The organism is Falsihalocynthiibacter sp. CO-5D18 (assembly GCF_041205445.1).
Lineage (GTDB): Bacteria > Pseudomonadota > Alphaproteobacteria > Rhodobacterales > Rhodobacteraceae > Falsihalocynthiibacter > Falsihalocynthiibacter arcticus.
In genome coordinates this window covers 103780-124944 of sequence record NZ_JBGFCF010000003.1, presented here as the reverse complement: position 1 = coordinate 124944, position 21165 = coordinate 103780, and the positions used below count along the sequence as shown (strand labels likewise).

Here is a 21165-nt window from a genome sequence, read left to right as displayed (position 1 = left end):
AATGGCACAAAAAATTCCCGCTACGATCGTCACTGGCTTCCTTGGCTCGGGCAAAACCACCCTTATTCGCCACATTTTACAAAACGCTAATGGCAAACGGATTGCGTTGATCATCAACGAATTCGGTGATCTGGGCGTGGACGGCGATATCCTCAAAGGCTGTGGCGAAGAGACCTGCACCGAAGACGACATCATGGAACTGTCCAACGGCTGTATCTGCTGTACGGTCGCAGAGGATTTTGTACCCACTATGGAAAAACTCCTCGCGCGGGAAAATGCGCCCGATCATATCGTGATTGAAACCTCCGGCCTTGCGCTGCCTCAACCCCTCGTGCGGGCGTTCAATTGGCCCGCGATTGCCACCAAAGTAACGGTTGATGGCGTCGTCACCGTTGTGGATGGTCGTGCCGTTGTGGACGGGCAATTTGCCCACAACATTGCCGCCGTAGATGCGCAACGCAAACAAGATGAGAACCTAGATCACGAAACACCGCTTTCGGAATTGTTCGAGGATCAAATTGCTTGCGCCGACATGATTGTTGTCAACAAAGCCGACCTTTTGAGTGCTGAAGAAGTCGAGAATCTTGTCGCCAAGTTGCGCGGTGAAAGCCGTGACGGAGTCCAAGTGTTGAAGTCAACATTGGGCGCGTTGCCCGTTGATGTTTTACTTGGACAAGGCGTTGGTGCCGAGGCGGACCTTTCTGCGCGCCATGAAATCCATCACCATCATCACCACCACGATGAGGATGACGACGACGATCACCATGATGAGCACACGCACGGTCATGACGAATTCGAAAGCTTCATCGTCACCCTTGATGAGATCACCGATCATGCGGGTTTTGCACAGAGGGTCTCTGACGTCATTCGCACCCACAATATTCTACGCCTAAAAGGCTTCGTTGCGGTCCAGGGCAAGCCCATGCGCCTGACGCTTCAAGCGGTTGGCCCTCGTGTTGATACCTATTTCGATCAACCCTTTGGCGAACAAAAACGCGAAACCAAACTCGTTGTTATTGGCGAAGCAGGCCTAGATCAGGGCGCGATCCGCGCGGCCTTAAGCGCGTGAAAATCTCCGTCGGAATAGGCGACCCAAAAGACCCGCGCACCGTAGAACTCCTTACGGCGCATCACAGTCTGATGCAGTCGCTCTTTCCGGCGGAATCGAACCACTTTTTGTCGGTGGATGCGCTTTGCGGTCTTGAGATAACCTTTCTGGTCGCAAGCGAAGGGGCGCAACATTTGGGATGTGGCGCCTTGGCGAACAAGGGCAGCTATGGCGAAATAAAATCGATGTTCGTCTCGGAAGCGGCAAGGGGCAAAGGTGTCGCGAACCTGATCTTGACGGAGCTAATTTCCAACGCACGCGCGTCCGGCCTCTCAAAGCTGTACCTCGAAACCGGTGACAGCCTGCGCGCCGCGCACGCGCTCTACGAAAAACATGGGTTTACCTATTGTGGCCCCTTTGGCGACTATGCCGCCGATCCCCTGAGCTATTTTATGGAGCTGACCCTTTAATGCATCTTTTGGCCGCCACTCCCGGGAATGTCGACGACGGAACTGAGCCCGTTGATCTAGGGCAAACGCCCGCTGATATTCTGTTCATCTCGGCGGCGGACACAGAGCTAGCAGCCCTTTCAGAAGCGCGGCGGGAAATGCAGAATCCGCCAAGTTTGCGCCTTGCGAGTCTGATGCATCTGCAACACCCGATGTCGGTGGACCTCCATATCGACGCCTGTGCGCGTAAGTGTAAATTGGTGATCGCGCGGGTTTTGGGCGGAGCGGGCTATTGGAAATACGGCCTTGTGCAATACGCCGCACATTTACACGCGGCGGGGGTGGCATTCGTCGCCCTTCCCGGAGACGACAAACCCGATGACGAATTGCGGGACCTCTCGACCGTTTCTCGTGACGATTACAATGCGCTTTGGGCCTACCTCGTGGAAGGCGGCCCCGAAAACGCGACACATTTCTTGGACTATGCGCAGGCAATGCTCACCGACGCGCCGCGCCCAGAAGCCGCGCGGCCCTTGTTGCGGGCGGGCGTTTATTGGCCTGGGGCTGGCATCTCTAATCTGACCACAGCGCAAGCCGAATGGACAGAAAACGCGCCCGTTGTCCCGCTGGTGTTTTATCGTGCTTTGGTGCAAGGCGCAGGTCTCAATCCTGTAAATCGGCTGGTGAAATCCCTTGTGCGCCAAGGGTTAAACCCACTGCCTATCTTCGTGGCCTCCCTCAAAGACCCAGTTTCCGTGGAAACCCTTGAGCATTTATTCACCCAAGCGACGCCAAGTGTTATATTGAATGCGACGGCCTTTGCCACAGGATCGCCACAAGAAGGAGAGCATTCCAACGGGGCATCGAACCCCCTTGTAATGCCTGCTGCAAATGCGTCGCCCGTTTTCCAAGTGGTGTTCTCAGCCAGCTCAGAAACGGCTTGGAGTGAGGGAATGTTTGGTCTCGCCGCACGCGATATCGCAATGAATGTCGCGCTTCCCGAAGTGGATGGACGCATTTTGAGCCGCGCTGTCAGTTTCAAGGGCGAAGCATTTTTTGACGAGGAGACCGAATGCGCCATCGCGGGATATCGCGCACAGGGCGACCGTGTGGAATTTGTGGCAAAACTTGCGGCAAATTGGGCGCGGTTACGCAATGCGCCTGTCGAAAAACGCAGGGTAGCTTTGGTTTTGGCGAATTATCCGAACAAGGACGGACGCCTTGCCAATGGCGTGGGTTTAGATGCCCCAGCAGCGACTTGCGGTACACTCGCCTCCTTAAATGACGCGGGATATACGGTGCGAAATGCGCCTCAAGACAGCGACGCATTGATGCAATCGATCCTCGCGGGACCCACGAATTGGCTAACGGATCGCACCCGACGAGACGGTGGTGTCCGCCTTGCCCTTTCCGACTATCGCACGCTCTATGACGCACTTCCCTATGACATGCGCCGCCAGATTGAAGACCGTTGGGGCGCTCCCGAAACGGACCCTTTCTTTGAGGGCGGAAGCTTTGCCCTTTCGGTTTTGGAGTATGGCAATGTTGTCGTGGGCATTCAGCCTGCGCGGGGGTATAATATTGACCCGAAAGAGACCTACCATTCACCCGACTTGGTACCGCCCCACAATTATTTTGCGTTCTACTTTTGGCTACGTGAAACCTTTGGGGCACATGCGATTGTGCACATGGGCAAGCACGGGAATATGGAATGGCTTCCCGGAAAGGCTGTTGCCCTTTCTCAGGAATGCTACCCCGAGGCTGTGTTTGGCCCAATGCCGCATATTTACCCGTTTATCGTCAATGATCCGGGCGAAGGTACACAAGCCAAACGCCGTGCGCAGGCCGTCATTATTGACCACCTAACACCACCGCTTACCCGCGCCGAAAGCTATGGGCCAATGCGTGATCTGGAGGGGCTTGTTGACGAATACTATGAGGCGGCGGGGGTTGATCCACGGCGGATTGAGTATCTAAGACGCGAAATTTTAAGCCTGACTAGCAGCACTGGATTGGGCGAAGACGCAGGTCTTACTGGAACTGACGAAGACGGCGATTTGGCCAAACTCGATGCCTATTTATGCGATCTAAAAGAAGCGCAAATTCGCGACGGGCTGCACGTTTTTGGCGAGAGTCCGATTGGGCGCCTTGAGAGGGATCTAGTGCAGGCACTTGTTCGGGTGCCGCGCGGCGATGGTCGGGGGGGGAATGCGTCTCTGATCCGAGCACTTGCAGTGGATTTTGGATTTGAATTCGATCCCTTGGATTGTGATATGGCGGCGCCCCATGCTGTAGAGAAACCCAGCGAACTCGCGGAGATCACAACGGATACTTGGCGAAGCCTTGGAGATACTGTCGAGCGGTTGGAGTTATTCGCGAGCGCGATGTTAGATGGAAAAGAGGCTCCCGGCCCACAGTCGGAAGCGGTTTTGCGGGAAGTTAGAACGAGCGTACGTCCAAAAGTTGCGGCCTGCGGCCCTGCGGAAATGACGGGTCTCCTCACCGCCCTTGCAGGGCAATTCGTTGCCCCGGCGCCATCCGGCGCTCCCACACGTGGGCGGCTTGATACCCTTCCAACCGGACGCAATTTCTATAGTGTTGACGGGCGAGCGGTCCCCACGCCGACGGCTTGGGCCTTGGGATGGAAATCCGCAAACCTATTGATTGAGCGCCACCTACAAGATCACGGAGACTGGCCCCAAACCATGCTTTTGACCGCGTGGGGAACCGCAAATATGCGCACGGGTGGGGACGATATTGCCCAAGCCTTGGCGCTCATGGGGGTCAAGCCGACGTGGGACGCGGCAAATCGGCGTGTTACGGGATTTGAAGTCCTTCCACAGGGGGTCTTGGGGCGGCCTCGCGTGGATGTCACCCTCCGAGTGTCAGGGTTTTTCCGCGACGCGTTTCCACAACTTATTGCGCTCATCGACAGTGCCGCGCGCGCGGTTATGGCGCTTGACGAACCCGCAGCAACCAACCCTGCACGGGCACGCATGTTGGCGGAAGGGCTTGAGAATTCACACCGCGTATTCGGCTCAAAACCGGGGGCCTATGGCGCGGGCCTTCAGGCTTTGATTGATGAGCAACTCTGGGCAAATAAATCCGATCTCGCGGAGGCCTACCTAGAATGGGGCAGCTATGCCTATGGCAAAGGGGCCGAGGGAACGCGTGCACGTGCGCAATTTGAAACCCGCCTCTCACAGACCGAAGCCATCGTTCAAAATCAAGACAACCGTGAGCACGACCTACTTGATAGCGACGATTATTATCAATTTGAGGGAGGGGCTGCGGCAGCCGTGCATACCCTTCAAGGCGTTGATCGGCCGATCTATCATAACGATCACTCGCGGCCGGAACGCCCCGTTATTCGCCGCCTAGAAGACGAAATCGGGCGCGTCGTGCGCAGCCGTGTTGTTAATCCGAAATGGATTAATGGCGTGATGCGTCACGGATATAAAGGCGCCTTCGAGATGGCCGCGACCGTGGACTATATGTTTGCGTTTGCCGCGACAACGGGTGCCGTAAAAAGCCACCATTTTGATGCCGTCCATCAAGCGTTTTTAGAGGATGAAAACGTGCGTGCGTTCATTGTCGAGCATAATGCGCCTGCGTTGCTAGAGATCGCACAACGCCTGGATGAGGCGATTGAACGTGGGCTTTGGACTCCGCGCTCCAACTCTGCACGCGCGTTATTGGACAATCTTAAATCGGGCTAACAATCAATCCGCGCGGCAACGAGCGCGGGGTCGCCCTTCACCGTCGTTTGGTCGACAACACACCCTGTTGCGACCTCTATGGCGACAACGGCACGCAATAAAACCCGCCCGAAATCGCGGCGGGGGGCATAATTGGTCCGAATTGCTTCGACAACTTCCCCGTTGGAGCGAACGGTAAAATCGCTGCCCTCGACGCTTACCTTTTTGACATCAAAACCCTTCGTGCGGGGGTGTGGACTGTCACAGCCTGTCACAGCCAAAAGGGCAGAAAATAAGATTGCGAGAGCACGCATATGGAGGTTTCCTAATCTGGTGTGAGTAAGGCTAATGCGACGTGGTTAACAAAGCCTTACTTCGCGCGCAGGATTGAGCGGAAAAGCACCCTTGCAACCCGTGCCATCTGCCTCCAAAGTCATTCCGGAAAACAGGAGAAACCCATGAGCGAAGACACCGAACGCCACGCGATGAAAATGGTCAAGAAGAAGGCCGCTCGTGATAAAATCATGGCGACAAAAACCGACCAGAAAGGCCTGATCATTGTCCATACGGGCAAGGGAAAAGGCAAATCCAGCGCGGCATTTGGGATGATTTTTCGCTGTATTGCGCATGATATGAAATGCGCCGTCGTGCAATTCATCAAAGGCGGGATGAGCACTGGTGAACGCGACCTTATCCTCGACAAATTTAGTGACGCTTGCGAATTTTATACGATGGGTGAAGGGTTTACCTGGGAAACCCAAGATAAATCACGCGATATCGAAATGGCGACCGCCGCTTGGGAAAAGGCAAAAGAACTCATTCGTAATCCCGAAAACAAAATGGTTTTGCTTGATGAAATCAACATCGCGATGCGATACGACTATATTGATGTGAACGATGTGGTCGAGTTTTTAGCGACCGAGAAACCGCCGATGACCCATGTTGTTCTGACAGGGCGCAACGCCAAGGAAGCCCTCATTGAAGCCGCTGATCTGGTGACGGAAATGGAACTTATCAAACACCCCTTCCGCGCGGGTATCAAAGCGCAGATCGGCGTTGAGTTTTAGGAACCTATTCTAGGATACGAGCGGATTTCGCCCACCAAGTTGGATACGCTTCGGAGATTTTTTCTGCGGCCTTTGAGGCGGCCGCAGAATCAGGAAACACGCCAAAACACGTCGCCCCAGAACCCGACATTCGGGAGAGGAGCGCACCAGTCTGAGAAATCGCTTCAAGTACTCGGGAAATGACAGGCTGAACCGCGATTGCGGGTGCCTGAAGATCATTGCGCTGGTGCGCAAGCCATCTACAAAACTCGTCCAAACTGGAACAGTCCGGCACGTCATCCATTGCTGTATTATGGCTGTTTTCCAATGCCTTGAAAATATCTGGTGTTGCTACACTCTGACGTGGATTGATCAATAAAAGGGCCATATCAGGCAGTTTGGGAACGGCGGTTAAGACTTCGCCAATTCCTTGCATTCTAGCCGTAGTAGACGACAAACACACGGGCACGTCCGCCCCGAGTTGAAGCACATCGGAACTCTTTGGCAAAGGCAGCGCCCAATGACGAGCAAGCAACCGCAGAGTTGCCGCAGCATCGGCAGACCCACCTCCAATCCCAGAAGCCGTTGGCAGGTTTTTTTGCAGTGTCAAAGCGACCGGTTGCCCAGGATTCAACAAACGCGCAGCACGCAAGACAAGGTTGTCTTTTTCCTTGGCAAGCCCCGCCCCCTCTGGCCCTTCAACCGCCAGGGAAAGTATGTCTGAATTCGTGGCTCCAACATAGTCGCCGATATCTGCGAACACCACGAGGCTATCGAGAAGGTGGTACCCATCCGCACGCCGCCCTGTGACATGCAGTGTCAGGTTTATTTTTGCGGGAGCGAATTCCATTTCAACCTAGTCTTCGGTCGCAATTTCTTCATCCGCCAAGACCTCGTCCAATCCGACTTCTAGTTTGCGACGGATGCGATCGGCATCCTTTTCTTCGGGTTCAAACGACAGTGCCCGACGCCATTGAAATTCGGCTTCAATCTTGCGGTCAACCATCCAAAGCGCGTCGCCCAAATGATCGCTTACAACGGGATCTACGGGTTCTAATTGCGCAGCCTTTTCCATCAATTCGGCTGCCTCTTCATAGCGTCCGAGCTTGTAATAGGCCCACGCGAGAGAATCTATTATATAGCCATCTTCGGGGCGCGCCGCCACGGCTTTTTCAATCATTTCAAGGGCTTCATCGAGGTTTTCGTTTTTCTCAACCATCGAGTATCCGAGATAATTCAGCACTTGAGGTTGATCTGGGTAGAGTGCCAATGCTTGACGGAAGTCAGCCTCAGCCTTTTCCCAATCCTGCGAGCGTTCGTGCGAAATTCCACGAGAATAGAACACAAACCACAAGTTCGGTGTAATCTCAGGAAAGAGCTCCAAGGCCCCGTCATAAGCCTCAATCGCGCCCAAATACTCCTCTTGGCTGCGCAATAGATCACCCAGCCCGATCAGGACAGCGGGCAATTCTGGGCGGTTTTTAGACAGGGTACGCAATACTTCGACCGCAGCCTCTGGCTTTCCGGCCCGCCTTAAAGTTTCTGCGCGGCCAATTTCGGCCAGATGGAACGAAGGATGGTCGGTGGGCACTTTTGCGTACGCCTTGGTCGCTAAGTCAAATTGCTCCAATTCTTCTAGCATTTCAGCCGTGAGCAATACCGCTGGAATAAAACTGGGGTCCAGAATTTCTGCCATACGGGAATAAAGGATCGTTTGGTCAGGCGTGCCTTCAACCGACAAGATTTCAGCAAGGGTAAACGCCGCTTGGGCTACGCCTTCACGGGCCGATGGAGCGGCAGTAAACGCAAGCGTTTCACCGTTTTCTAAACGTGCATAAAGATCGGCGAACTCAGGGTCCGCATCCCCAAGATTATAGGCCTTCCCAAGCGCTACGAGCGCGTCGTCATTCCGCTCCATTTGGCTCAAAATTTCCACATAGGCAATCAGGGTTGAACGTGTATGCGAAAAGCCTTTTTCCTCAATGCTTTCAAATACTTCTAGTGCTGCGCCGTAGTCGCCCACTGAGCCGAGTGCCAAGGCTCTATGGAAGTTCGCTATACCCTCAAAGCTGGGTTGTGCCTCAAGCGCATCAAACTTCTCGAGCGCAACCGACATTTTACCACTGCCAAGTTCTGCCCATGCATCAATGAGTTGCGTTAGAACGGGGCCAAGATCAGCGCCATCTTTAATGCGCTTGGAAACGGTGTCGTACTCGCCGTTTCTGATCTCCTCTATCGTCAAAACAAGGTCCGCTATTTGTGAATGAATACCTTGCTCTTCGAGGGTCGTCGCAATCGGGATCGCACTTTCGATTTGCCCTAAGGACAGGAAAGACGCCGCAGCGTTATTCAACAGGAAAGTGTTGTCGGGGTCCAGCGCGAGGGCGCGTGTAAAATACACGACGGCTTCCTCAAAATCAGCGGCGGTACTGGCGCTTCTGGCGGCAAGATAGGCTCCAGAAAGTCCTTCGGATTGCGCCGAAAAACCAGAGAAAAACAGAGCGGTGGAGAGAAGCGCGGTGCGCAAAAAGGAGTGTTTCAAACAATCAGGCCTTTGGCAATTCGTTGCGTTACCCTGAACTTAAACATTCACATGCCGCAACGCAATGCGGAGGCGCGCAATCAACGGCCTCCGCACAGTCTTGTGAGAATAATTGCTCACATATTTGGGTAGTTAGGCCCGTCGCCGCCTTGGGGGGTAACCCAAGTGATATTTTGGCTCGGGTCTTTGATGTCACAGGTTTTGCAGTGAACGCAGTTTTGGAAGTTCACTTGGAATCTTGGGCCTGTGCTTGGGTCGTCAATCACCTCATAGACCCCAGCTGGACAGTATCTTTGGGCGGGTTCCGCATATTTGGGCAGGTTCACCGAAATTGGCAGACAGGGATCGGCCAAATGCAAGTGACTTGGCTGACTTTCCTCATGGTTGGTCGCCGAAAAACTAACGTTTGTGAGGCGATCAAAGGACAGCGTTCCATCCGGCTTAGGATAAATGATTTCTTTGTGATCGGCTGCCAGCCCTGTGGCTTCAGCATCGTTTTTGCCGTGCTTTAGCGTCCCAAAAAGGGAAAGCCCGAAAAGCGTATTGGTCCACATATCAAACCCGCCAAGTGTCAGCGAAGCGATCAGGCCTAGCTTCGACCAAAGCGGCTTCACGTTACGCACTTTTTTGAGGTCTTTTGCAATGACGCCGGTGCGCAATTCTGTGTTGTACTCGGTTAACTCGTCGCCCGAACGCCCGCCCTTTATGGCGTCGAATGCGGCCTCGGCGGCAAATTTTCCCGAGAACATAGCGTTGTGATTGCCTTTGATGCGCGGCAGGTTCACGAGTCCAACAGAACATCCCAAAAGTGCGCCGCCTGGGAAAACGGCCTTGGGCATCGACTGATAGCCGCCTTCGGAAATCACCCGTGCGCCATAAGCCACGCGACGGCCACCTTTGAGAAGTTTTGCGATTTCAGGATGGTGCTTGAAGCGTTGGAATTCCATATAGGGGAAAACATAGGGGTTTACGTAATTCAAGTGCACAACAAAGCCGACGTAAACTTGGTTATTTTCCAAGTGATAGATAAACGAGCCACCGCCCGCGTTGCCGTTAAGCGGCCAACCCATTGTATGGGTGACGGTCCCTTCGCGGTGCAGGGCGGGGTCAACCTCCCAGATTTCCTTCATGCCAAGACCGAATTTTGCCACATCGGAGTCTTTGGCGAGGTCGTATTTCGCGATAATTTCCTTTGAGAGACTGCCACGCGCACCTTCCGAAAGGAAAACATACTTCCCACGCAACTCCATTCCGGGTTCGTAATCACTGCCAATGGAGCCATCGGGGTTTTTGCCAAATTCGCCTGCAACAACACCCACGAGTTCGTCGTTCTCGCCGTAAATCAATTGCGAACACGCCATGCCGGGGAAAATTTCGACGCCCAACTCTTCGGCCTGCTCCGCCATCCAGCGGCAAACATTCGCCATAGAAACAATGTAATTACCATGATTGTTCATCAAGGGTGGCATGAGGAAATTAGGAATACGGACGGAGCCTGCTTCGCCCAAAAACAGGAAGTTGTCCTTTTTGACCGGAACCGTGATCGGCGCGCCGCGTTCTTTCCAGTCGGGGATCAATGCGTTTAAGCCTGATGGGTCTAAAACCGCGCCCGAAAGAATATGAGCCCCAACTTCGCTGCCTTTTTCCAACACAACAACGTTAAGATCTGCGTCCAATTGCTTGAGCCTGATCGCCGCTGACAGACCCGCAGGTCCCGCGCCAACAATCACAACATCATACTCCATGGATTCGCGTTCAATATCGGCCATTTCATCCCTTCCCGCACCCGTAAGGCGCCTCACATTCTTGCTCTCTCGCTTTTAGCGATACCCGTGAGAGGGAAAAGGGTCAATCGTGACACCACGTTAAACCGCGCCCAAGCAACGGAATGATCGGCAACGACCACAAAAATTTCATGGACTAAACCACGACTTCGCCAGTTTTGCGCGATTGCCAAAGCAAAAATTTCCAAAGCAGGACGATGAACAGGATCGAAACATATCCGTCCACTACGTAATGCCACCCCAGAAAAACCGACAAAAACAAATAAGTGAGTACGAAGGCGATGCAAATGGGCAATGTTTTGGGGAAGCGCTCGTAAATATAAAGCGCAAACATTGTTGCAACTCCGATGTGAACGCTTGGGAAGGCGGAAATTCCCGTCCCGAGGTGCTGATTTCCCTCCACATAATTTTCCCACAAGTATTCCTGAATGAAACCCACAGCTCCGCCCATTGTCCCCGAAGTATTGAGGGCTTCGAGCAGCGGCGCAAAGTCATTTCCACCGTAAACGCGGTCAAAGAAGATCGGACCACAGGACATGAAAACGAGCGCGATTACATTCCCAAGCACAACCCAAGATGCGAAGTACAAAATTAAAAATCGGCCCACCCGCTCTTTATTACTGTCCACAACCAGCAAAATTACTGGAAAAATGACGCCGATTGCCAGCCAAACCTTCAGGTAAATAAAGGTTGTCAAAGCTTCAGGGATATAGGCCTGAAATTGGTGCGTCAGCTCCCACGGTGTCCTTCCAAAAGAAAGAAGCTCGTCGACTTCAATCAAGAATGGATCAGCATAAAATGGACTAATATTCACCATCGTTGTCTTGATAAGGGTAAACACCAAGTGTTGAATTCCAGCGAGAATTCCGACGACAAACGCTAACGGTAACCGCTCGCGCAACAGGTCTCGTGCAAAAATAAGCCCGAAAACAATAATTCCCAGAAAAGCCCAACTTCCATCAAGCAAGAGGCTTAAGGGTGCCAGTAAAACTTCATGCCAAAAATTTCTGTAGATCTCGAGCGGAACATCCGTGAAAAACCAAACGATCGCAAAGCCCGCAAATAAATGGCCCGCAACTAGATAGAAATATACTCGCACTAAACTGCCTGTTTTAAATACTATTTTTCGGTCGTTATTAGTGGTACTTCTGCTGACGCACTATTGACTTTTTATGCCAAGCTTGAATTAACAAGTATGTGTTGCCAATAACCCATTCATTAACATAGGGCACCCATGGAAAAAATACCAATGACCCAAGCTGGGTTCTCTCGGCTTGAAGTAGAATTAAAGAAATTGAAAACTGTTGAACGGCCGCTCATAATTAGTGCGATTGCCGAAGCGCGTGAGCACGGTGATCTTTCTGAAAACGCCGAGTACCACTCCGCCCGCGAAAAACATAGTTTTATTGAAGGCCGAGTCAAAGAACTTGAGGCCATAATTTCGCTTGCCGAAGTCATCAATGTTGCCGCCTTGTCGGGCACGATTAAATTCGGTGCCACCGTCACAATTGTGGACGAAGACACGGACGAGGAAAAAACTTACCAGATCGTTGGGGAGCCGGAGGCGAACCTTGAAAAAGGCCTTCTCAACATTAAATCCCCGCTCGCTCGCGCCCTCATCGGCAAGGAAGAAGGCGACAGTATTGTTTTTAACGCTCCTGGTGGGACACGTGATTACGAAATCCTGAAAATCGTCTTTCAGTAATACCAAAGCGGAAAGTTCTCCATGGCGGGTACCGAAAAACAAGAGACACTGGACTTGGGAGTTAGCTCCCAACGCGCCACAGCAGCGGGCCTTTCGAGGCCAGAAAAGCTTGCTGTCGCGTTGTCGGCTGTATGGATGGTCGGCGTTGCAGCTATTGTCTTGATGTCTCAAGGCGACACCGCAGCAGCTCAACTTGAGTCGTTGCGGTTTATCATGACTTTGGTAGCCGTTTTCCTGCCCGTCGCGGTTGTTTGGGTAGGTGTTTTATCGGCGCGCAGCGCGCGGACCATCCGCGACGAGGGTGCGCGCCTCCAAGCTTCAATCGACGCCATGCGCCTTAGCTATGTTGCCCAACAGCAGAGCGTCACGCTGGCCAATATTCCGTCCGTGGTTGAGAAATTGGACCAGATCGTTTCCGCGCAGCGACAAACCGAATCCACGATCGCAACCTTTGCCACATCTCGCCCAGCGAGTGCGCCTGCCCCAATGTTGATCAAGTCTGCGACCCTGACCACTGCCCGACAATCCTATGACGCGCAACCAACGTTGGCCCTCGGCACATCCTCTGAGGACATCGCGCCGCCCTTGTCCAAAGCTGATTTTATTCGGGCCGTGAATTTCCCCGAAAATGCCGAGGACAAAGAAGGTTTCGCCGCCCTGCGTCGTGCCCTCAAAGATCGCGAAGCCTCCCGCCTCATCCAGTCCGCACAAGACGTTTTGACCCTGCTCAGTCAAGACGGGATTTACATGGACGACCTGCGCCCGGATCGGGCGCGCCCCGACATCTGGCGCCAGTTTGCCAATGGGGAACGTGGTCGGACAGTGGCGGTTATTGGCGGCATTCGGGATCGGTCTTGCTTGGCGTTAACTGCGGGACGTATGCGTCAGGACCCCATTTTCCGCGACACGTCACATCATTTTTTGCGCCAGTTCGACAAAACCTTTTCCGTCTTTGAGGCCGACGCCACCGACATGGAAATCGCCGAAATTACTGATACAAGAACCGCGCGGGCATTTATGCTTTTGGGCCGCGTCTCGGGTACCTTCGACTAAATTCCAAAACCCGAAAATGGTAAAAACCGAACGGGCGAACCCTCTTTGATTTCGGTCTGATCTTCTGAAAGTTCGATCAATCCATTCGCCCAGCTCAGCCCAGATATCCGCCCTGACCCTTCCGAGGCAAAAGCTTCAACCCGTCCATCCTCCGCCAAACGCGCACGCAAAAACTCCCGCCTACCAGGTTTCTTTCGTTTGGAAAACGCCGCCGGAACATTAAAGCCAAGCGGCACAACCCATTCCGCCCCAGACAAAACGGCCAGCGACGGACGCGCAAAAATCAAGGCGCAAACAAAGGCCGCCACAGGATTCCCGGGAAGGCCAAATACCGGCACGTCCTGCCACATCGCTAAGGCCAATGGCCGTCCAGGTTTTATCGCAATGCGCCAAGTTTGCAGCGCGCCTTTTTCGGCCAAAAGTGCCCCCACATGATCCTCATCGCCCCCCGACGCGCCGCCAGAAGTAAAGACAACATCGACTTGCGCGGCCGCAGCATTGAGCGCCGCTTCAAGCACATCACGATCATCCTTCACATGTCCAAGATCCACCGCTACGTGGCCCCACGCCGCTGCAAGCGACAACAGCATCGGGCGATTGGCGTCATATGTTGCCGACGGGTTTTGCGTACTTCCCGGCGCGACAATTTCGTCCCCCGTTGAAAGCACACCCACGCGCAACCGTTGAAAAACCGGAACATCCTGCGTGCCCGTCGCCGCCAGAATAGCGATCTCGGGCGCGGACAGCCTTTGCCCCGCGCGCAAAATGACCTCCCCCTTATCCACATCCTCGCCCGCGCGGCGGGTGTTCGCTCGCGGCTTGAGTGGCCCGTTAAATTTGATCGCGCCCCCTTGGAAAGCGACATCTTCTTGCATCACCACACTGTCAACTCCGGCGGGCAAAACTGCCCCCGTCAAAATGCGCACGGCCTGACCCGCCGCGACAGATCCCTCATACGGGGCACCCGCAGCGGCACGCCCGTCCAGCACTTGCAATTCTTGAAAACCCGCACCGCGAGAATTGGAAAACCCATACCCATCAACCGCCGAGTTTGCCGCGGGCGGATTGGCCCGCAAAGCCACTTGATCCAAAGCCAAAATGCGCCCCAAAGCTGCGTCCAACGGAATTTTCTCAGCGCCAACCACCGTTGATAACTGCCCCTTCAAGCGGTCCAATGCCTCCTGAACCGGCGTCCAATGCATTCCTTCTGGCAAGGCAAAGCAATCGTCTTTGAGCGGGGGAACCACGCTGCCCCCTAGTCCGACATGTGCTAGAATAAAATCCGCTATCCCTGCCGTGTCGTCCAAATCGAAAACAGGGAGGTGCAAATTCTGCGGTTGATCTGAAGCCACGCCAACAATGCTCGCATCCTTTAGGCAAATGAGCGCCTCCCGCGCCACCTCCGCGCGATGCACTTCTATTTTGGGGTGGGGTGACGCCTTAAACCCTTCAACCAAAACCAAATCAACAGTATCTAGTCGCGCCAAATGTACCGCGAGGTCCGGCTCCTGTTCTCCACGTAATTCGTCCATCAACGCCCAGCGTTGGGACGATGAAAGCAGCACCTGCTTTGCGCCTGCGGTTCGGTGCCGATGGCTGTCTTTGCCTTCCTGATCGATATCAAACCGATGATGGGCGTGTTTGGTCGTGGAAACTGAGAACCCCCGCCGTGTAATCTCGGCGATCAGTCGCTCCATCAGGCCCGTTTTGCCGTTGTTTTTCCAACCCGTGATTCCAAAAACCCTCATGCGCTGGCCGCCAAAAATGCACGCGCTTGTGCCAAATCTCCTGGGGTATTCACGTTAAAAAAGGGATCAAACGGGTCGGTTGGGAAAACGGCCTTTGCCACTCCGTGCACATCGGCCCAAAGGATGACTTTGCGCACTCCACCGCTTAGCGCTGCACGCAAATCCTCCCGCAGGGCAACCGGCCAAAGCCCGAAAACCGGATGCAACATCACTTTGCCCGTTTCATTTGGTGTCGCCGCCATCGCAATCGGCAAGTTTTCGGTTTCCGACGCGAGCAACAGTCTTGGTACAATGTCCGCAGGGAAAAATGGTGTGTCGGCGGCGGCGGTAACGATATGATCCGCCCCCTGCAATGCGGCCCAATCTAGCCCCGCAAGCACCCCCGCCAATGGCCCAGCAAAGCCCTCAATCGTGTCGCCGAGAATCGTGAGGTTGAACGCCGAAAACCGAACCGGGTCGCCATTCGCATTGAGGGAAAGTTCGGCAACTTGAGGCTCGAGACGCTCAATCACATGCGTCAACAATTGCACGTCACCAAGGTGGGTCAAACACTTGTCCCCGCCCCCCATTCTCCGCGATTCCCCGCCCGCCAAAATCACGCCTAATGGTGCTTTCATTTCGCCGCCTCCTTGTTGCGCATCACAGGTTTTACATCTCGGATAAGGCGTTCTTCTCCCGACAAACACGTAAAGCGTTGCCCGCGCATACGCCCGATCAAAGTAAGCCCAATCGACTGTGCAATCTCAACCCCCCAAGCGGTAAATCCCGAACGAGAAACAAGGGTCGGAATCCCCATTTGGGCGCATTTAATAACCATCTCACTGGTAAGGCGTCCCGTGGTATATAGGATTTTGTCCGACGGATCGGCACTTGTGGAAAACATCCAGCCCGCAACTTTATCCACGGCGTTGTGCCGCCCAACATCTTCCATATAAACCAACGGCTTATCCTGATGGCACAGCACCGTTCCATGAATGGCTCCAGCCGTCAAATACAGGCTTGGCATGCGATTAATACTGTCCGCCAAGGCATAGAGCCAACTCGTCCTCACCTCGACTTTGGGCAACTCAAGCGCCTCCAGCCCCTCCATCATATCGCCAAATACGGTTCCCACGGCACAGCCACTTGTGCGGGTCTTCTTGCGCATTTTTTCCTCATAGTCGGTCTTGCGTTCCGTACGTACAACGACGACCTGCAAGTCCTCATCATAATCAACGCCCGTCACAACATCATCCGCGTTCAACATCCCCTGATTACGCAGAAACCCAAGTGCCAAATAATCGGGGTAATCCCCAATTGTCATGGCCGTAACGATCTCTTGACTGTTGAGGTAAATCGTTAACGGTCGTTCCTCGACAACATCGATTTCCACAGGCAATCCGGCCTGATCAAATCCGACGACTTTGCGGGTCAAGCCAGCGCGCTCCGGATCCGGCGCAATCAACATTGGTACAATATTTGGGGTTGTTGCCACAGACCGTCCCTCTATAGGTTTAGCTTAATTTTCCGATAGCTTAGAGCCAGTCCATGCCCAACTCCACCATCAAATCCGCGTTTTGGCGTGGTCTTCGCGACGGATCGCCTTTTCTCGTCGTCGGCGCGCCGTTTGCATTGCTTTTTGGCGTCGTCGCGACCGAGAGCGGGTTGGACATCCTCCATGTCATGTCCTTCTCAATTTTGGTGATCGCGGGGGCGGCGCAATTCACGGCCGTCTCCTTGATGGATGAAAACGCCCCCACAATTATCGTGCTTTTGACAAGCCTCGCGGTCAACTTGCGGATGACAATGTATTCCGCGTCACTTGTGCCTTACCTTGGCAAAGCCCCCCTCTGGCAACGGGCAACCGTCAGCTATTTATTGGTGGATCAGGGATATTCTGTCAGCATCTCGGAATACGAAAAGCGCCCGAAAATGAGCGTCCCAGAGCGGTTTGCGTATTTTGCTGGGACAATGACCCTCCTCACGCCTGTTTGGTATATTTTCACCTTCGTCGGGGCAAAGGTCGGCTCGGAAATCCCGCCCGCGTTCGCCTTGGATTTCGCGGTTCCCATCACGTTTTTGGCCATGGTCGCCCCGATGTTGCGTACGGCAGCCCATGTGGCCGCAGCGGTAGTTTCCATCATCCTCTCGTTGCTTCTGGGTTTTATGCCCGCGGGAACCGGCCTGTTGGTCGCCGCCTTTGCTGCCATGATCGTAGGCGCGCAAATTGAAGTCTGGATGAAAAGGAACGCCACATGACTTATTCGGACGCAAATATTTGGTTCATCATCGTTGGTTTGGGGCTCGGAACCTACTTAATCCGCTTCTCGTTCCTTGGCCTCATTGGCGGACGTGAATTACCGGAATGGTTGCTGCGCCATTTGCGTTATACACCTGTTGCCGTGATGCCCGGGCTTGTGGCTCCGCTGGTTCTTTGGCCTAACGCCACGGGCGGCGATCTTGATCCCGCGCGTTTAATCGCGGCTGGTGTCACGCTCTCGGTGGGGTATTTTAGCAAGAATTTCCTCGCCGCGTTCTTTTGCGGCGGCATTGCGCTATATCTTTCGCTCTACTTGCTTAACTAGACCGAATGGGCCTTAAAATACGAACAAACGGCGGCCTATGAGCCGCCGCTTTGAGTCTGCACTTATGTGTTGAAAAGCGCTAAAAAGATCAGAATGCCGATCGAAATTCCGCCTCCCCAAGTCACCAATTTAATAAATCCGGCAAAGGTGTTTTCTTGAACTTCAACGTCCGCTTCACCGTGCTTATGTTCGGCCATCTGGTTATTCCTTTTTTGTGTCACATGTCATGATTATCGACCAATTAAACGATTCAGAGCGGCATGTCACCCTCTGACATTCACTTGGCGCCTTCTTCTAAATCTGCCGCCAATCGAAAGCCAATTCTATTTGGCGCGGCGGCCGCCTTCAGCTTGGGAAGGGCGCGGAGCATGACCGAGAGTTGAGATACATGTTGGATCAATTGCGTTTTGGCACCCGAAGTTTCGGTTCCATAGAATGTAATGATATCAGGATCATAATAGCCAAGCCCCTCAATTCGCAACACCCCTGCGTCGCCACCAACAAATCCCATGGCCACTTCGTGCTCATTGTCGAGCTGCTCTTCGAAGTTTTTGATATACATAATCAAGCGCTCATAGGCCCAGTGAGCGGGTGTTTTTTGCCCCATTGGGGTTTTCGATACGCCCTTTGGCACCGGCTTCTGCTCAATTGTTTTAGGTGGATTGGGGCCACAATGCACCACATGCGCGCGCGGCAAGGCTTCTGCTTCTACAGCTTCAGCAGTTGTTTTAATTTTCCCGTCCATCGAAATTCTCCTTCACGCAATACTCCCACGCGTCGTTTTCGCGGGCTGATCGGGTAACTTTCCCCGCCAAGTATAGGTGATTTACGTGCGCGATTGCTTCGACCAATGCAAGCCCGTATTCGCCCTCGCCGATTGTTCGTTTATACAGCGGAGGGAAACATTCATGTGCCGTTTTTGGGGTTTCAAGGAATTCCAACAAGCGCTCCAAACCACTATGATGGTTTTTTATCAATTGCTTAAGCCGCGTAGGAAGGCCCGTATAAGGCAGCTTATGACCGCCCAATATGAACTGGTCCGCGCGCGCATAGGCGCTCAAACGTTCGCAAGCCTCGAGCCATTCTCCGAGCGGGTCGGCCATCGGTTCGGTGGCATAAACACCGATATTGGGAGAGATTGATTGCAGGAGTTGATCGCCCCCGATTACCAATTCGTCGTCGCGACTAAAAAGGCAAGCATGCTCGGGCGCATGGCCATTGCCGATACGCACATCCCACATTCGCCCGCCAATTTCCAACGTGTCCCCTTCTTGGATACGCGTGTACCCAACCGGCATTGGCGTGACGATATCGGCAAAATTAAACGGACGTTCTTGGGAGCGTTTCGCATAGGTCGCGGCTTCCATCCCCGCCTGCCGCCAAAACGTCAGGTTTTCCTCGGTTGGAAGCTCCTGATTATCAAGCGTTAACATGCGCGCGGACAGCCACGCCGTGCGTGTAGTGATCAATTCTGTACCGCATTCCGTTTGGAACCACCCCGCAAGCCCCACATGATCGGGATGGTGATGGGTCACCAAAAGGCGCGCAACGGGCTTGCCTTCCAGGGGGCCCGCCATCAAGTCTCGCCAAATCTCGCGGGTTCTTTTTGTATCAAAACCTGTGTCGACAATCGTCCAGCTTTCCCCGTCGTCAAAGGCATAGACGTTCACGTGATCCAGCTTCATCGGCAAAGGCAGGCGCATCCATAACACCCCCTGCGCAACCGTAATTGCCTCCCCCTCAGCGGGCGGCGTTTCAAACGGATATCTGATTCCCGCCGCTATTTTGCGCCCCTGCGCGTTCACGCGCCGAGGTCCGCCGCCGTGATTGCAAAGAGGTCTTTTTTGCCCTCGCGAACATGCTGAAGGAGGGCCACATGCTCGGGCAGCAATCGTTTCACATAAAAGCGCGCAAGGCGTGTGCGCGGGCCTTCGCCCTCTTCAGCCATCGCAGCCTTAAGGTGCGCATGACTGCCCAAAACAAGCGCGAATGCCTTCAGAAATGGAACAGCGCCCGAAAACCGATCACTTATATCGTCTTGGCTAACCAACCATTCCGTCGCTTCTCGCAGGGTCTCGGCGGAAGCCCAAACCGCACCTGCCATTTGCGGAAACTGGCCACGGGCGGACTCGGCGTTGTTTTCAACTTCTTCGAGCAAACGGAAGGCCGCGTCGCCGCCATCCATCATTTTGCGGGCCACAAGGTCCATCGCCTGAATGCCGTTCGTGCCTTCGTAAATCGCGGTGACGCGCACATCGCGGGTAAATTGCCCCGCGCCCGTTTCCTCGACATAGCCCATGCCGCCGTGCACCTGAACGCCCATCGTCGAAACTTCGATCCCGACATCCGTGCCATAGGCCTTGGAAATAGGGGTCAAAAAGGCCGCCCGATCGCGCCAATCTGCCTCGCCCGTCGCGTTCCCCATGTCGATCGCAACCGCGCAAGACAGGGCGATGGAACGGGCCGCAAACACTTGTGATTTCATTGTGGCAAGCATCCGACGCACATCCGCGTGCTCCACGATTGCGCCGCTGCCACCCTCGACAGGTGTGCGACCTTGCTTGCGCTCAACGGCATAGGCCAAGGCATGTTGGAAGGCCGCTTCTGCAACCCCAATACCCTCGACTGCAACCCCTAGACGAGCGTTGTTCATCATGGTGAACATGGCTTTCATGCCACCATTTTCCTGCCCGACAATCCAGCCTTTCGCGCCATCAAAACTCAAAACGGCGGTCGGCGAACCGTGCAAACCTGTTTTATGCTCAAGCGACACAACCTTCAGCGTATTCGCTATCCCAGGCACACCGTTTTCATCGGGTATCAGCTTAGGCACCATAAACAGGCTAATCCCGCGCGTCCCTGCAGGAGCATCCGGCAAACGTGCCAAAACGAGATGACAGACGTTTTGGGTAAAATCATTGTCGGCCCAGCTGATGTATATTTTCTCGCCTGTAATGGCATATTCGCCGTCGCCCATAGACACAGCTTTCGTCGACAAAGCGCCAACATCGCTTCCCGCCGCAGATTCGGTCAGGTTCATCGTGCCACTCCATTCGCCGGAAATCAGCTTGGGGAGGTAGAGGGCTTTGATGGTGTCGCTGGCGTGATGTTCCAGCGCTTCGATTTGCCCTTGGGTAAGCAATGGATTCAACTGAAGCGCCAAACACGCGCCCGACATCATGTCGTTCACTGCGGTCAAAACCGCAAACGGCAGGCCCATACCGCCAAACTCCTCCGAGGCCGCCGCGCCAATCCATCCACCGTCGGCAATCGCGGCATAGCCTTGGGCAAAACCAGTGGATGTACGCACGACACCATTCTCAAGGCGTGCAGGTTCCAAATCCCCAATCCGATTCAACGGCGCAATCACATCGTCGCATAATTTACCCGCCTCGAGGAGAATCGCTTCCACAACATCGGGCGTCGCTTCGGCGAACTTCTCGGTTGCGTATGTCTGCTCAAGGCCCACAATATTGTCGAAAATAAACTGAAAATCAGCAGTCGGCGCGCGATAGGGCATTTGGCCTC

20 protein-coding genes are annotated in these 21165 nt (G+C 54.1%); 8 read left to right on the top strand and 12 right to left on the bottom strand.

From position 1 onward, the window contains the following. The first annotated feature begins 1 nt into the window (after nucleotide 1). Genes cobW through cobN form a run of 3 tightly spaced genes read left to right on the top strand, consistent with a single transcriptional unit; the run spans nucleotide 2 to nucleotide 5216 of the window. Nucleotides 2–1069: a cobalamin biosynthesis protein CobW gene (gene cobW / locus AB9F27_RS05345; protein WP_335583803.1), complete on the top strand. Its 1068-nt coding sequence runs from the start codon at nucleotides 2–4 to the stop codon at nucleotides 1067–1069. Then, nucleotides 1066–1518 carry a GNAT family N-acetyltransferase gene (locus tag AB9F27_RS05340; RefSeq protein ID WP_335583804.1) on the top strand — a complete coding sequence of 151 codons (453 nt, stop codon included), beginning with the start codon at nucleotides 1066–1068 and terminating at the stop codon, nucleotides 1516–1518. The genes cobW and AB9F27_RS05340 overlap by 4 nt, the downstream gene beginning before the upstream one ends. Beyond that, the gene (gene cobN / locus AB9F27_RS05335) at nucleotides 1518–5216 is read left to right on the top strand and encodes a cobaltochelatase subunit CobN (RefSeq protein WP_335583805.1); all 3699 of its coding nucleotides are present in this window, start codon (nucleotides 1518–1520) and stop codon (nucleotides 5214–5216) included. The genes AB9F27_RS05340 and cobN overlap by 1 nt, the downstream gene beginning before the upstream one ends. Here the strand turns inward: cobN and AB9F27_RS05330 are convergent. Beyond that, complete coding sequence (locus tag AB9F27_RS05330; RefSeq protein WP_335583806.1) at nucleotides 5213–5509, bottom strand: hypothetical protein; 297 nt, start codon at nucleotides 5507–5509, stop codon at nucleotides 5213–5215. The genes cobN and AB9F27_RS05330 overlap by 4 nt on opposite strands. Before the next feature lie 144 nt (nucleotides 5510–5653). On the opposite strand from AB9F27_RS05330, the gene cobO reads away from it, so the two are divergent. Then, nucleotides 5654–6262: a cob(I)yrinic acid a,c-diamide adenosyltransferase gene (gene cobO / locus AB9F27_RS05325; protein ID WP_039001794.1), complete on the top strand. Its 609-nt coding sequence runs from the start codon at nucleotides 5654–5656 to the stop codon at nucleotides 6260–6262. A gap of 4 nt (nucleotides 6263–6266) precedes the next feature. Here the strand turns inward: cobO and AB9F27_RS05320 are convergent, their stop codons facing one another. The 4 genes from AB9F27_RS05320 to AB9F27_RS05305 all read right to left on the bottom strand — a co-directional run bounded on the left by AB9F27_RS05320 (nucleotide 6267) and on the right by AB9F27_RS05305 (nucleotide 11690). After that, nucleotides 6267–7091, bottom strand: a complete 825-nt coding sequence (locus AB9F27_RS05320; RefSeq protein WP_335583807.1) for a 4-(cytidine 5'-diphospho)-2-C-methyl-D-erythritol kinase — start codon at nucleotides 7089–7091, stop codon at nucleotides 6267–6269. A gap of 6 nt (nucleotides 7092–7097) precedes the next feature. After that, nucleotides 7098–8783 carry a tetratricopeptide repeat protein gene (locus tag AB9F27_RS05315; protein WP_335583808.1) on the bottom strand — a complete coding sequence of 562 codons (1686 nt, stop codon included), beginning with the start codon at nucleotides 8781–8783 and terminating at the stop codon, nucleotides 7098–7100. A gap of 116 nt (nucleotides 8784–8899) precedes the next feature. Then, nucleotides 8900–10552, bottom strand: coding sequence for an electron transfer flavoprotein-ubiquinone oxidoreductase (locus AB9F27_RS05310; RefSeq protein ID WP_369757600.1), 1653 nt, complete (start codon nucleotides 10550–10552; stop codon nucleotides 8900–8902). A gap of 151 nt (nucleotides 10553–10703) precedes the next feature. Further along, complete coding sequence (locus AB9F27_RS05305) at nucleotides 10704–11690, bottom strand: phosphatase PAP2 family protein (RefSeq protein ID WP_369754920.1); 987 nt, start codon at nucleotides 11688–11690, stop codon at nucleotides 10704–10706. Nucleotides 11691–11801: 111 nt separating this feature from the next. On the opposite strand from AB9F27_RS05305, the gene greA reads away from it, so the two are divergent. Next, entirely contained in the window at nucleotides 11802–12272 is a 471-nt protein-coding gene (gene greA, locus AB9F27_RS05300) for a transcription elongation factor GreA (protein ID WP_335583811.1), read from the top strand. A 21-nt stretch (nucleotides 12273–12293) separates the two neighbouring features. Then, the gene (locus AB9F27_RS05295) at nucleotides 12294–13325 is read left to right on the top strand and encodes a hypothetical protein (RefSeq protein WP_335583812.1); all 1032 of its coding nucleotides are present in this window, start codon (nucleotides 12294–12296) and stop codon (nucleotides 13323–13325) included. Here AB9F27_RS05295 and AB9F27_RS05290 read toward each other — a convergent pair. Genes AB9F27_RS05290 through AB9F27_RS05280 form a run of 3 tightly spaced genes read right to left on the bottom strand, consistent with a single transcriptional unit; the run spans nucleotide 13322 to nucleotide 16520 of the window. Continuing rightward, the gene (locus AB9F27_RS05290) at nucleotides 13322–15073 is read right to left on the bottom strand and encodes a bifunctional molybdopterin-guanine dinucleotide biosynthesis adaptor protein MobB/molybdopterin molybdotransferase MoeA (RefSeq protein WP_335583813.1); all 1752 of its coding nucleotides are present in this window, start codon (nucleotides 15071–15073) and stop codon (nucleotides 13322–13324) included. The genes AB9F27_RS05295 and AB9F27_RS05290 overlap by 4 nt on opposite strands. Then, nucleotides 15070–15690 carry a molybdenum cofactor guanylyltransferase MobA gene (gene mobA, locus AB9F27_RS05285; RefSeq protein WP_335583814.1) on the bottom strand — a complete coding sequence of 207 codons (621 nt, stop codon included), beginning with the start codon at nucleotides 15688–15690 and terminating at the stop codon, nucleotides 15070–15072. The genes AB9F27_RS05290 and mobA overlap by 4 nt, the downstream gene beginning before the upstream one ends. Then, on the bottom strand, nucleotides 15687–16520 hold the full coding sequence (locus AB9F27_RS05280; protein ID WP_335583877.1) for a formate dehydrogenase accessory sulfurtransferase FdhD: 834 nt from the start codon (nucleotides 16518–16520) through the stop codon (nucleotides 15687–15689). Before AB9F27_RS05280 ends, mobA begins: the two co-directional genes overlap by 4 nt. An 80-nt stretch (nucleotides 16521–16600) precedes the next feature. Between AB9F27_RS05280 and AB9F27_RS05275 the strand changes: the two genes are divergently transcribed. Together AB9F27_RS05275 and AB9F27_RS05270 are read left to right on the top strand one after the other, a co-directional pair. After that, a complete protein-coding gene (locus AB9F27_RS05275; protein WP_335583815.1) occupies nucleotides 16601–17311 on the top strand; it encodes an AzlC family ABC transporter permease in 711 nt (236 codons plus the stop codon). Continuing rightward, the gene (locus AB9F27_RS05270) at nucleotides 17308–17637 is read left to right on the top strand and encodes an AzlD domain-containing protein (protein ID WP_039001786.1); all 330 of its coding nucleotides are present in this window, start codon (nucleotides 17308–17310) and stop codon (nucleotides 17635–17637) included. Before AB9F27_RS05275 ends, AB9F27_RS05270 begins: the two co-directional genes overlap by 4 nt. 62 nt (nucleotides 17638–17699) lie before the next feature. Here AB9F27_RS05270 and AB9F27_RS05265 read toward each other — a convergent pair whose 3' ends face one another. The 4 genes from AB9F27_RS05265 to AB9F27_RS05250 form a co-directional block, all read right to left on the bottom strand. Further along, a complete protein-coding gene (locus AB9F27_RS05265; protein ID WP_039001785.1) occupies nucleotides 17700–17834 on the bottom strand; it encodes an aa3-type cytochrome c oxidase subunit IV in 135 nt (44 codons plus the stop codon). Between the two features lie 80 nt (nucleotides 17835–17914). Beyond that, nucleotides 17915–18382 carry a DUF6173 family protein gene (locus AB9F27_RS05260; RefSeq protein WP_335583816.1) on the bottom strand — a complete coding sequence of 156 codons (468 nt, stop codon included), beginning with the start codon at nucleotides 18380–18382 and terminating at the stop codon, nucleotides 17915–17917. After that, complete coding sequence (locus tag AB9F27_RS05255) at nucleotides 18366–19442, bottom strand: MBL fold metallo-hydrolase (RefSeq protein WP_335583817.1); 1077 nt, start codon at nucleotides 19440–19442, stop codon at nucleotides 18366–18368. Before AB9F27_RS05255 ends, AB9F27_RS05260 begins: the two co-directional genes overlap by 17 nt. Next, the gene (locus AB9F27_RS05250; RefSeq protein ID WP_335583818.1) at nucleotides 19439–21157 is read right to left on the bottom strand and encodes an acyl-CoA dehydrogenase; all 1719 of its coding nucleotides are present in this window, start codon (nucleotides 21155–21157) and stop codon (nucleotides 19439–19441) included. Before AB9F27_RS05250 ends, AB9F27_RS05255 begins: the two co-directional genes overlap by 4 nt. Between the last annotated feature and the right edge of the window lie 8 nt (nucleotides 21158–21165).